This is a genomic window from Mariniflexile sp., assembly GCF_052728615.1.
The window spans coordinates 55,209-66,736 of sequence record NZ_JBFVFE010000004.1; the positions used below are offsets into that span (position 1 = coordinate 55,209).

General features: G+C 33.7%; 13 protein-coding genes. All 13 read left to right on the plus strand.

The genetic code is table 11. The annotated features are described in order from the left end of the window. Positions 1-19: 19 nt before the first annotated feature. Positions 20-1,231 (plus strand): bifunctional phosphopantothenoylcysteine decarboxylase/phosphopantothenate--cysteine ligase CoaBC, encoded by a 1,212-nt coding sequence (gene coaBC, locus ACU1LP_RS03045; protein ID WP_445735525.1) that lies wholly within the window; start codon positions 20-22, stop codon positions 1,229-1,231. Next, the gene (gene porD / locus ACU1LP_RS03050; protein WP_445734894.1) at positions 1,224-2,111 is read left to right on the plus strand and encodes a type IX secretion system protein PorD; all 888 of its coding nucleotides are present in this window, start codon (positions 1,224-1,226) and stop codon (positions 2,109-2,111) included. The genes coaBC and porD overlap by 8 nt, the downstream gene beginning before the upstream one ends. A gap of 139 nt (positions 2,112-2,250) precedes the next feature. Then, the gene (gene recN / locus ACU1LP_RS03055; RefSeq protein WP_445735526.1) at positions 2,251-3,903 is read left to right on the plus strand and encodes a DNA repair protein RecN; all 1,653 of its coding nucleotides are present in this window, start codon (positions 2,251-2,253) and stop codon (positions 3,901-3,903) included. A 127-nt stretch (positions 3,904-4,030) separates the two neighbouring features. Further along, a complete protein-coding gene (locus ACU1LP_RS03060) occupies positions 4,031-4,849 on the plus strand; it encodes an enoyl-ACP reductase FabI (RefSeq protein ID WP_445735527.1) in 819 nt (272 codons plus the stop codon). 169 nt (positions 4,850-5,018) lie between these two features. After that, positions 5,019-5,483: a PIN domain-containing protein gene (locus ACU1LP_RS03065; RefSeq protein WP_445735528.1), complete on the plus strand. Its 465-nt coding sequence runs from the start codon at positions 5,019-5,021 to the stop codon at positions 5,481-5,483. Beyond that, positions 5,473-5,628, plus strand: coding sequence for a hypothetical protein (locus ACU1LP_RS03070; protein WP_445735529.1), 156 nt, complete (start codon positions 5,473-5,475; stop codon positions 5,626-5,628). Before ACU1LP_RS03065 ends, ACU1LP_RS03070 begins: the two co-directional genes overlap by 11 nt. Before the next feature lie 628 nt (positions 5,629-6,256). After that, the gene (locus ACU1LP_RS03075; protein WP_445735530.1) at positions 6,257-6,880 is read left to right on the plus strand and encodes a phospholipase D family protein; all 624 of its coding nucleotides are present in this window, start codon (positions 6,257-6,259) and stop codon (positions 6,878-6,880) included. A 302-nt stretch (positions 6,881-7,182) separates the two neighbouring features. Continuing rightward, positions 7,183-7,428, plus strand: a complete 246-nt coding sequence (locus tag ACU1LP_RS03080; RefSeq protein ID WP_445735531.1) for an AbrB/MazE/SpoVT family DNA-binding domain-containing protein — start codon at positions 7,183-7,185, stop codon at positions 7,426-7,428. Next, positions 7,419-7,742, plus strand: a complete 324-nt coding sequence (locus tag ACU1LP_RS03085) for a type II toxin-antitoxin system PemK/MazF family toxin (protein ID WP_445735532.1) — start codon at positions 7,419-7,421, stop codon at positions 7,740-7,742. The genes ACU1LP_RS03080 and ACU1LP_RS03085 overlap by 10 nt, the downstream gene beginning before the upstream one ends. Positions 7,743-7,941: 199 nt before the next feature. Beyond that, positions 7,942-8,736, plus strand: coding sequence for a hypothetical protein (locus ACU1LP_RS03090; RefSeq protein WP_445735533.1), 795 nt, complete (start codon positions 7,942-7,944; stop codon positions 8,734-8,736). Between the two features lie 229 nt (positions 8,737-8,965). Next, entirely contained in the window at positions 8,966-9,976 is a 1,011-nt protein-coding gene (locus tag ACU1LP_RS03095) for a glycosyltransferase (protein ID WP_445735534.1), read from the plus strand. Next, positions 9,970-10,929: a CdaR family protein gene (locus ACU1LP_RS03100; protein ID WP_445734935.1), complete on the plus strand. Its 960-nt coding sequence runs from the start codon at positions 9,970-9,972 to the stop codon at positions 10,927-10,929. The genes ACU1LP_RS03095 and ACU1LP_RS03100 overlap by 7 nt, the downstream gene beginning before the upstream one ends. Then, a complete protein-coding gene (gene coaE / locus ACU1LP_RS03105) occupies positions 10,926-11,510 on the plus strand; it encodes a dephospho-CoA kinase (protein WP_445734934.1) in 585 nt (194 codons plus the stop codon). Before ACU1LP_RS03100 ends, coaE begins: the two co-directional genes overlap by 4 nt. Positions 11,511-11,528 lie beyond the last annotated feature (18 nt).

Here is an 11,528-nt window from a genome sequence, read left to right on the forward strand (position 1 = left end):
ATTCTGAAAACTGTTTTTTATGAGTATTTTAAGCGGAAAAAATATATTATTAGGAATAACTGCTGGTATTGCCGCTTATAAAACCGCTTCATTGGTTAGGTTGTTTGTAAAATCGGGCGCCCATGTAAAAGTGGTTATGACGCCTGCATCAAAAGATTTTATTACTCCTTTAACCTTATCAACACTTTCAAAAAATCCTGTTTATTCATCTTTTGTAAATGAAGATGATGATAACGCTGTTTGGAACAGTCATGTAGATTTAGGACTGTGGGCAGATCTGTTCGTCATCGCGCCGGCCACCGCCAATACCTTATCAAAAATGGCGAATGGTGGTTGCGATAATTTACTATTGACAACTTATTTATCGGCAAAGTGTCCCGTATATTTTGCGCCAGCCATGGATTTGGACATGTACAAACACCAGAGCACATTACATACTTTTAAAGTGTTAAACAGCTATGGAAATATCATGGTTCCCGCAACAAGTGGGGAACTGGCAAGTGGATTGGTAGGCGAGGGCAGAATGGCAGAACCTGAGGACATCGTATCTTTTATAGAAAATGATATTCTACAAAAACTCCCATTAAAAGGAAAAAAAGTGCTTATTACGGCGGGTCCAACGCATGAAGCCATTGATCCGGTTCGGTTTATTGGCAATCATTCCAGCGGAAAAATGGGTTTTGAAATTGCTAAAGCATCGGCAAATCTGGGTGCAGAGGTCATTTTAATTACTGGTCCAACCCATCAAAAAATTCAACATAGTCTTATTCAAGTAATTCCTGTTATTAGTGCTTCCGACATGTATAACGAAGTGCACAAATATTTTGAAAATAGCGATATCGCCATACTTTCTGCTGCCGTTGCCGATTATAAGCCAAAAGAAGCAGCTTCCCAAAAAATAAAAAAGAACGAGACAACGTTAACTATAGAGTTGGAAAAAACGAAAGATATTTTAGCTTCTTTAGGAGCGATTAAAAAAAATCAATTTTTGGTTGGGTTTGCTTTAGAAACGAATGATGAACTTGAAAATGCAAAAGACAAACTAAAAAGAAAGAATTTAAATTTAATTGTTTTAAATTCGTTAAATGATACCGGTGCAGGTTTTAAAAGTGATACCAATAAAGTTACTTTTATTGACGATGAATATACCGTAACAGTATTTCAATTAAAGTCCAAAGCAGATGTTGCCAACGATTTACTTAATAAAATTTTAGAACAGATCAATGCGTAATATTCTCATATTTTTAATGTTTGGTTCTGTGGCGATTGGGTTTTCACAAGAGCTAAATTGTAACGTGGTTGTGGATGCACAACAAACAGGTAATGAGAACTTCCCCATCTTTAAAACATTGGAAAAGCAATTAAAGGAGTTTGTTAACAATACCAAGTGGACCAACAAAACCTTTACTGCCCAAGAGCGCATAGACTGCAGTATGGTTATAAATATTGTAAATTATAGCGGGGAAGCGTTTCAAGCCTCTTTGCAAGTACAATCTTCAAGACCCGTTTTCGGCTCCTCTTTTACTACCCCGATTTACAATTTTAATGATAAGGATTTTAATTTCAGGTATATAGAATTTCAAAATCTCATTTTCAACCCAACCCAATACGAATCTAATTTGGTGTCGGTTTTGGCATTTCATATTTATATGGTTTTAGGGCTGGATGCTGAATCTTTCGCTGAAAATGGGGGTGAACCGTATTTTAAACAAGCACAGACCATAACCAATTATTCGCAACAAGAGAACTTTAAAGGTTGGAAACTTGAAGATGGTTTACAGAGCAGATTTGCACTTATAGATAACATTTCATCGCCCACTTTTAAGGAATACAAACAAGTATTGTACATGTACCACCGAAAAGGGTTGGATGTGATGAGCGGGAATGTGAAAGACGGAAAAGAGCAAATAGCAGCCTCTTTAAAATTGTTCCAAACTATGAATGGGCGCCGACCAAATTCCTTTTTACTGCGTACATTTTTTGATGCCAAAGCAGATGAGATTGAGCAAATTTTTAGCGATGGCCCTAACGTAAACATTGCCAGCGTAAAAGAAACACTTCAAAAAGTAGCGCCCATGCACAGTAGCAAATGGCAAAACATTAAGTTTTAGGTAGGAAGGAGATAGAAGCCCGAAGACGGGAGACCGAAGACCAATGCAACTGAAAACTGAGCCTGCAATTGAAAATTACTGAGACTGCGACTGAGAACTTGAAACTTTGAACTTGAAACTTTGAACTTAGAACTTTTAAATGTTAACATCCCTTTCCATAAAAAATTATGCCTTAATCGATACTCTTCAAGTAGATTTTAATGATGGTTTTTCAATAATTACAGGTGAAACTGGTGCGGGAAAATCCATTCTTTTAGGTGGCTTATCATTGATCCTGGGGAAGCGTGCCGATTTAAGCAGCTTAAAAAACACCGAGGAAAAATGCGTTATTGAAGCGGTTTTTAATATTTCAAACTACAAATTGCAAGCGCTTTTTAAGGCTGAGGATTTTGATTACGAAGCACAAACTATTATTCGTAGAGAGATATTGCCTTCAGGAAAATCTAGAGCCTTTGTAAATGATTCGCCCGTAAATTTGAATGGTTTACAATTGTTGGGAGAACGACTGATCGATATTCATTCGCAACACGAAACCTTACAATTAACAAGCAACGGGTTCCAGTTTCAAATTATTGACGCCTTGGCAAATAATGATGAAACACTTCAAAGCTATAAAATAGAATTAAAAGGCTATAAAAAACTAAAAAAAGAACTTCAGGAACTTCTGGATTTTCAGGCAGATGCCATTAAAGAGCACGATTACAATTCGTTTTTATTGAATGAATTGGTGGAAGCCAATTTAGTCGATGGCGAAATGGAATTACTTGAAGAGGAATATGAAACCTTAAATAATATTGAAGCCATCAAGGAAAAACTTTCTGAGGCCTATTTATTACTGAATGAAGAGCAAATCGGGATTATTTCTGCCCTTACTTCCTTAAAAAACACGTTTCAAAAGCTATCTGGTTTTTCGTCAAAATACGAAGATTTATTCAATAGGGTAAATAGTAGTCTTATTGATATGGACGATATCTATTCCGAAGTAGATGTGTTGCAGGAGCAATTGGAAGCAGATCCCAATAGGTTGGAAGTGGTCGATTCTAAATTGAGAGTGCTTCATAACTTGATGCAAAAACATGTTGCGAATAATATTTCAGAATTAATCGACATTAAAAATCAACTGGAAGAAAAGGTGTCTTTTACCGAAAACCTGGATGACTCCATTCAAAAGAAACGGTTGGAAATTGATGCAAAAGAGATCGAACTCAATACGATTTCCAATGACATCCATAATAAACGAACTGCCATTATTCCGCAGTTAAAAGAACAATTGGAAACTATTTTAGGAAGTTTGGGAATGCCCAATGCACAGTTTAAAATAGAGATAATTTATGGTGAAGAATTTTTTGCCAACGGAAAAGACGATTTGTCATTTTTGTTTTCTGCCAATAAGGGAGGCAATTTTAATGAGCTTAAAAAAGCGGCTTCAGGTGGTGAATTATCACGTATTATGCTGGCCATAAAATCGGTATTATCAAAATATATTCAATTGCCAACTATCATGTTCGATGAAATTGATACAGGAGTTTCAGGAGAAATATCCAATAAAATGGGAGATATCATGTTGCAAATGAGTAAAACGATGCAAGTATTCTCCATCACGCATTTGCCACAAATTGCCGCCAAAGGACATTCGCATTTTAAAGTGTTTAAAGAAGATGTAAACGACGTAACCCAAACCAATTTGGTAAAACTAAACCACGATGAGCGCATTGTGGAAATTGCACAAATGCTGGGAGGATTGGAAATGTCGTCATCAGCCATCGCACATGCAAAAGAATTACTCAATTAAAAAGTTTAAAGTTTAAAGTTTTAAAAAGTTTAGTATTTTTGAACTTTAAAACTAACTAAGATAACAATTACCCGATTTTCCCCTTTGGGGAAATGTCCGAAGGACAAAGGGGCATAAACCAAAAAATATGGCATACAACTTACTAAAAGGAAAAAGAGGGATCATTTTTGGAGCATTAGACTCTAATTCAATTGCTTGGAAAACAGCCGAACGTGTTCATGAAGAAGGGGGAACATTTGTTTTAACCAACGCACCGGTTGCGATGCGCATGGGACAGATAAATGAGTTAGCTGAAAAAACAGGGTCACAAATTATTCTTGCCGATGCGACTTCTGTGGAGGATTTGCAGAATTTGATTGAAAAATCTACTGGGATTCTTGGCGGTAAATTGGATTTTGTATTACATTCCATCGGGATGTCCATTAATGTTAGAAAAGGAAATCACTACACAAATCAAAATTACGAATGGACACAGAAAGGAACCGATGTTTCTGCCATGTCTTTTCATAAATTGATGCAAACACTTTACAAGCAAGATGCTATGAACGAGTGGGGAAGTATAGTGGCGTTAACCTATATGGCGGCACAACGTGTGTTCCCAGATTATAATGATATGGCAGATAATAAAGCGTATTTAGAAAGCATTGCCCGTAGTTTTGGGTACTTCTTTGGTCGCGATAAAAAGGTACGTGTCAATACTATATCCCAATCGCCAACCCCAACCACAGCAGGTAGTGGTGTAAAAGGTTTTGATGGGTTTATTGCCTATGCCGATAAAATGTCGCCACTTGGTAACGCCACGGCTTTAGATTGTGCGAACTACACCGTGACCTTGTTTAGCGATTTAACAAAACGTGTTACGTTGCAAAATCTATTTCATGATGGCGGTTTTAGCAATATGGGCGTTAGTGATGCTGTAATGAGTACCTTTATGGGAGAAGAGTAAATATGAGCACCAGACCTCACGGGTTTTGAAAACCTGTGAGGTCTTAATAAATAAAATCTAGCCACTTGCATAAGGTGGCTTTTTTGTTTTGGTTATATTTGTGTTAGCCACAAGGCAAGAAAAATCGTGCTAACATTAAACATCTCGCTGAATTTCGTAAATTTATAAAATGAAAAAACAGCGAATATATTTTGACACGTCAGTTTTTGGTGGATATTTTGACAAAGAGTTCGAGGAATTTACCAAACCTCTATTCGAACGAATAAACAACGGCGAATTCAAAGTGTTGCTGTCTGCTGTTTTGCAAAGAGAACTTGAACCTGCACCAGAAAAGATTGTCAATCTAATTACCAATCTGAAAAGTGAATTTACGGAATTCCTTGATGAAGATGAAGATGCGGTGGATTTGGCGACGGAATATATAACTGAAAAGGTTGTCGGACAAACAAGTTATGCGGATTGTCTGCATATTGCTCTTGCTACAATAAACCGAGCTGATTTGCTCGTAAGTTGGAATTTTAAGCATATCGTAAACATAGAGCGGATACGTGGCTACAATTCCATCAACATAAAAAACGGATATAAACAATTGGAAATCCGCTCGCCAAGAGATTTAATGAATTATGGAAACTAAAACAAAAAAAGGATTTGATGCTGTCAAATTTGCGAGAGAACAAAAAGACAAATTGAGCGCTGAATTAGCAAAAATGACCAAAGAAGAAATCGTTGCTTATTTCAAAAAAGTAAGATTGGAAAGCCGGATAAAGCCCTGTGGCTAACACCGTATATAAAACATAGTGCGAGCCGTTGCTAACACGAAGGTTCGGGCATTTTTGCGAGGTCGCCATCCCGATAGCTATCGGGATTAAATTTGGCTAATTGAGAAAGAAAGGTAATTAGAAAAATTTAAAAATTCGGCTTGTGCCTATCCGAAACGTAACTGCCTATTTTATGCACTACGTTTCATATACAAGACCGTTGGCAACAATTTGAACAAAACGAAATTAATCAACACAAAAACCAATTTATTATAAATTTTTATGGATGAGTACATGACAAAAATTGAAAAATAAATGTTATATAACTAATTGTCAGCAGTTTAATAATCTCATGTGTTCCAGACCTGTCAGGTTTTAAAAACCTGACAGGTGGGGTGTCAAATTTGAAGTATCCAAAATTTAAAATTCCGTTCTCTTTTTTATCTTCATAATGAATTTAAAAATGACCTAAAGTCTTTATTTTACTAACTTTTTAGGTTTTAAACACCGAAAAAGTTTAAAAAACAGACCGAACGATTTTTTATGAATACGCACAAATTTGACATCCCACCTGACAGGTCTCAATTTCAGTGGGATTAGTACCATTTACAGAAGGTCAATCTAATTTTTTGTCATGTACTTAATTTTTATGGCTAAATATTTAAGAACTTCTAGCATTACAGCAGAATTAGAAAACTTAATCAGAGATGCAAGAAAGGAACTTTACATTATAAGTCCTTATCTGAAACTTTCTGATAATATGAAAGAATTATTAAATGATAAAGAAAGAGAGAAAGTAGATGTTAGAATCATTTTTGGAAAACAGGAACTTGCACCAACTGAAATGAGTTATTTAGAAAAATTAAAGTATGTAAGACTATATTTCTCTAAAAATCTTCATGCAAAATGTTACTTGAATGAAAATAAAATAATCATTGCATCAATGAATCTTTATGAATTTTCTCAACAACACAACCGCGAAATGGGAATTTTAATTGATACTGTAAATGAGGAAGATAAAGAAGTATATGATGATGCATCTAGTGATATTGAATCAATTATGCATAATAGTGAGGATTTCTCTTATATACAAGCTCCACAAAAAATATTAAATGAAGAAAAGGATTCTGGTGCTTCTAACACTAGAAGAGAAGAACAAAAAGTACATAATTATGCAAATTCAAAATTATTAACAACTAAAGAATTATCACAAAAAACTGGACTCAGTAGCCGAAAAGTAAATTCTTGGTTTGTAAACAATAAATTAATGTAAGAAAAAGATTATGATTGGTTTGCGACAAAAAAAGGAAATGAAATAGGAGCAAAACAAATGGAAGGTTCTTATGGCAAGTTTATCATTTGGCCAGAAGAAATAATTGCTGAAATAAAAGAATAAATACTTTTTACACTTAGAGTTAAAATAATTGCTCGCTTGTTGCCTACTTTGAATATTCTACGGATTTTGTTTTACTAAGTTTATTATTTGCACGCTCTAAAATCATATACAACCTGTTACCACAAAAAAACTTGCACAATAAATAAAATGTGATAACTTTGTAATTACAATATAAGGTTATGGAAACAGCAATTATAAAAATAGGAAATTCAAAAGGATTACGTCTAAGCAAAACGATTTTGGAAAAATATAATATTAAGGACAAGGTTGAAATGATTTTGGAAAAAGGACAAATTATTTTGAAACCAATTGATACTCCAAGAAAAGATTGGGACAAAGCTTTTGAAAAAATGCACGCAAACAACGATGACCAACTCTTGTTCAACGATGTTTTTGAAGAGGAGAATTTTGAGGAATGGAATTAAAACAATATACCATCGTTCTCGTAAATCTTGACCCAACTATTGGTAGTGAAATCAAGAAAACCCGTCCTTGCGTAATTATATCACCCAATGAAATGAACAAGTTTTTGAATACCATTGTTGTTGCACCCATAGCAACGAATTTGCAAAAGTATCCAACACGCATTGAGGTAGTGCATAACAATAAAAAAGGGATGGTTGCCATTGACCAAATTCGGACTATTGACAAAACACGTATCATAAAAAAGTTTGACCGATTAGCAAAATCCGAAATACAAAAATGCAAAGATATTATCAGAGAAACTTTTGTGGACTGAAAATAAAAACTGTATTACCACAAAGGGTTAATTAATCTAGTGCGAACATTTTGACCAATAGCTAAAAATAAGGAATTTATTTTTTCATATCTTCTATTTATTAGCGTTTCAAAAAAACTGAAAATCTAGCCACTTGTATAAGGTGGCTTTTTTGTTTGGATTAGTTACATTTGTGTTATGAGTAAATGGCACTATTGAAATGAAAGTTTTACTTCATTTAGCAATTATTTTATTTCTGACTGTTTTAACACAGATAGGAGGTGTTATTTATTTAATAACAATTTTAATAATTAATCGAAAGTCAGAAAGAAAAAGATTGAAAAGAACGTTTACGTTTTTGCTTTTATATGCTTTTACAACTTTTATGATTATTCCACATGTAGCAGAAATATTTGGAAGGGAAAAAGTTAAAGAGACTGAAATAATTAAGGCAAATACATTTTTTACAAAACTTTTGAATCGGAATTATGTGAAGCCTGAATTAAATATGTTACTTCAGAAAATTTCAACTGATTTCAGGGAAAGTCATCAAGGAATTAATATTGTTTATCTAGATGCAAATTTCCCATTTATTAACAAATTCCCACTCCTTCCTCATTTGAGTCACAATGACGGGAAAAAAATAGATTTATCTTTTATATATCAACTGGAAACGGGAGAAATTACCAATAAAAAGCCTTCTATTAGTGGATATGGAGTATATGTAAATCCAAACGAAAACGAAATAAAGCAATATCAAATTTGTGAAGAAAATGGTTATTGGCAATATGATTTTTCTAAATATTTGACTTTTGGAACAATTAATAGGGATATTCAGTTTTCACAAAATGCCACTAAGGATTTAATATACTCAATTATAAAACAACAAGAAACAGGAAAAATTTTCATTGAACCTCATTTAAAAAACAGAATGAAGTTAACGAGTGATAAAATTAGATTTCAAGGTTGTAGAGCCGTAAGGCACGATGACCATATTCATGTTCAACTAAAATAATTAGGCACATAATTATTTGATTAAAAATTTATTAACATCAAATTATAAAAAAAAGCTCCTTAAATAATTCCTCCCCTTTTTTCAAGGGGAGAGCCTGTGCCGAATTTATTTCGGTATGCCGATAGGCGGAGGGGTCAACTTTATTAGTTATTTTAATCATATGAGATTATTTTTATCATGCACTAAAATTAAAAATATTAAAAACTTAAAATAGCGAACAAACTTTTTTATGCCATTACAATTCTCATTCATCATTCCCGTTTATAACCGTCCCGACGAAATACAAGAGCTTTTACAAAGCTTTGTAGGATTGAAAACGACCACGGATTATGAAATTGTTATTGTTGAAGATGGTTCCTCCATTTCTTCCAAAGAAGTAGTGGAAACTTTTAAGCAGAAACTAAGCATATCTTATTTTTTTAAAGAAAATTCAGGACCTGGAGATTCCAGAAATTTTGGTATGAAACATGCCAAAGGTAACTATTTTATTATACTGGATTCCGATTGTATTTTACCGGAGAATTATTTAAATGAATTTGAAAAAAGCTTAAAACAGGATTATGTTGATTGTTATGGCGGACCCGATGCTGCACATCCATCATTTTCCAATTTGCAAAAAGCCATCAATTTTTCCATGACGTCTTTTATTACCACTGGTGGTATTCGAGGAAATAAAAATAGTGTGGACAGGTTTCAACCTAGAAGTTTTAATATGGGTATTTCAAAAAATGCGTTTTTGGCTTCAAACGGGTTTGGTTTTATACACCCCGGTGAAGATCCCGATCTGTCCATCCGCCTTTGGGATTTAGGTTTCAAAACAAAACTGATACCCGAAGCATTTGTATACCATAAGCGACGGATTTCTTGGAGTAAATTTTATAAACAAGTACATGAATTTGGTTTGGTACGCCCCATTTTAAACTTTTGGCACCCTTCAACAAAAAAAATCACCTATTGGTTTCCGAGCTTATTTGTTTTAGGTTTTTTATTTTCAACTTTATTGTTTCTTTTTAATGTAAAAGTCTTTTTATTGGTATATGTTTTTTATTTTGTGTTCGCATTTATCATCGCATTAATATCAACAAAAAATGCAGTAGTTTCAGTGTTGTCATTAATCGCCATTGCGGTTCAGTTTTTTGGTTATGGCTATGGGTTTTTAAAATCGACTTTAGCCATTAACTTATTTAAAAAAAATCCAGAAACATATTTCCCTAATTTGTTTTTTAAATCGACATGCTAAAAAAAATAAAGTCCGACATACTCGCTTCCATAAAGAACAAAAGAATAAATGTATTTTTTTTATTTTTATTGTTGGCATTTATCATTTTAATATTTACCAAGCTTTCCAAAGAATATACCAACACCATTACATTTGCTATTGAAAAAACAAATGTGCCGCCGGAAAATATTATTTTGAATAATAAAACGCCGTTAAACATCACTTTAAAAACCCATGGGTTTAAATGGCTTAATTATTACATTTCCAAACCAAAGATCAAAATTGATTTTGGCAAAGATGTTTATAAAAAGGATTCAGTTTTTATATGGCATAAATCAAAAGTGTATTTAGAAAACACCCAATTTAATAAAAACGTGCAATTGCTTAATATCTCTCCAGATACGTTGTTTTTTAATTTTAGTGCCAACATGGTAAAAAAAGTCCCCGTTAAGTTGGATGCAAACATTCAATTCAGTCAAGGCTACGATGTTTCAAAATCGTATGTTTTGCAACCCGATTCCATTGTAGTGATCGGTCCAAAAAAGGTAGTGTCCAATATCGATTTTATTGAAACATCAAAATTTAATTTAAAAGAAGTAAGATCGGATATTTCAGAAAGCGTCAAACTTAAATTTCCAAAAAACAGTCCAGATTTAACGTACTCCACTAATGCCATCACCTTGAAAGCTACCGTGGAGAAATTTACGGAAGGCACTTTAAAGATCCCGGTAACCATGTTGAATGTACCCAACAATATAAAACTTAAATACTTCCCTAAAGAAGTAAACGTGTCCTACTATGTAAGTTTAAACGATTTTAAGTCCGTTTTGGCAAAAGATTTTAAAGTGGTATCCGATTTTAATAAGGCCACAAGCGAGCAATCGTTTATAGTGCCAGAGATTGAAACGTTTCCAAAAGTGGTAAAACATGTAAAAATCAATCAGCAGCATATCGAATTTATAATAATAGAATGACTATAGTTGGCTTAACAGGAGGTATAGGAAGTGGTAAAACTACCGTTGCAAAACAGTTTACGGATTTGGGGATCCCTGTTTATATTGCCGATGAAGAAGCTAAAAAACTCATGGCAAGGTCTAAAATCATTAAACGGAAACTCATTAATCTGTTTGGTAATGATGCGTATATAAACAATCAATTAAACAAACCATTTGTTAGAAATATTATTTTTAAAGATGCATCCTATTTGCAAAAAATGAACGCTATTGTACACCCAAGGGTTGCTGAACATTTTGAAAAATGGGTGTTAAAACAAGATGCACCCTACGTAATAAAGGAAGTGGCTATTTTATTTGAGAGCGGTGGTTACAAACAGTGCGATTTTGTTATAACCGTTACCGCTCCCAAACAACTCAGGATAAAACGTTTGTTAAAGCGCGATGGTTCCACTGTTGAAACCATTGAAACCATTATGAAAAACCAATGGACGGATGCCCAAAAAGTGAAGCTTTCACAGTTTGTAATTACCAATACCGAACTTGAAAAAACTAAAAATCAAGTGGTTAAAATACATCAGGAAATTCTTAAACTAATATAATAAACATAAAATTTTAAC

Excerpts from the sequence above, each read along its gene's own strand:
- coaBC (WP_445735525.1), top strand. The coding sequence starts at position 20 with ATGAGTATTTTAAGCGGAAAAAATATATTATTAGGAATAACTGCTGGT.
- ACU1LP_RS03090 (WP_445735533.1), top strand. The coding sequence starts at position 7,942 with ATGAAAGTTTTACTTCATTTAGCAATTATTTTATTTCTGACTGTTTTA.
- ACU1LP_RS03070 (WP_445735529.1), top strand. The coding sequence starts at position 5,473 with ATGGAAACTAAAACAAAAAAAGGATTTGATGCTGTCAAATTTGCGAGA.
- ACU1LP_RS03060 (WP_445735527.1), top strand. The coding sequence starts at position 4,031 with ATGGCATACAACTTACTAAAAGGAAAAAGAGGGATCATTTTTGGAGCA.
- recN (WP_445735526.1), top strand. The coding sequence starts at position 2,251 with ATGTTAACATCCCTTTCCATAAAAAATTATGCCTTAATCGATACTCTT.
- coaE (WP_445734934.1), top strand. The coding sequence starts at position 10,926 with ATGACTATAGTTGGCTTAACAGGAGGTATAGGAAGTGGTAAAACTACC.
- ACU1LP_RS03095 (WP_445735534.1), top strand. The coding sequence starts at position 8,966 with ATGCCATTACAATTCTCATTCATCATTCCCGTTTATAACCGTCCCGAC.
- ACU1LP_RS03085 (WP_445735532.1), top strand. The coding sequence starts at position 7,419 with ATGGAATTAAAACAATATACCATCGTTCTCGTAAATCTTGACCCAACT.
- ACU1LP_RS03065 (WP_445735528.1), top strand. The coding sequence starts at position 5,019 with ATGAAAAAACAGCGAATATATTTTGACACGTCAGTTTTTGGTGGATAT.
- ACU1LP_RS03075 (WP_445735530.1), top strand. The coding sequence starts at position 6,257 with ATGGCTAAATATTTAAGAACTTCTAGCATTACAGCAGAATTAGAAAAC.
- ACU1LP_RS03100 (WP_445734935.1), top strand. The coding sequence starts at position 9,970 with ATGCTAAAAAAAATAAAGTCCGACATACTCGCTTCCATAAAGAACAAA.
- porD (WP_445734894.1), top strand. The coding sequence starts at position 1,224 with ATGCGTAATATTCTCATATTTTTAATGTTTGGTTCTGTGGCGATTGGG.
- ACU1LP_RS03080 (WP_445735531.1), top strand. The coding sequence starts at position 7,183 with ATGGAAACAGCAATTATAAAAATAGGAAATTCAAAAGGATTACGTCTA.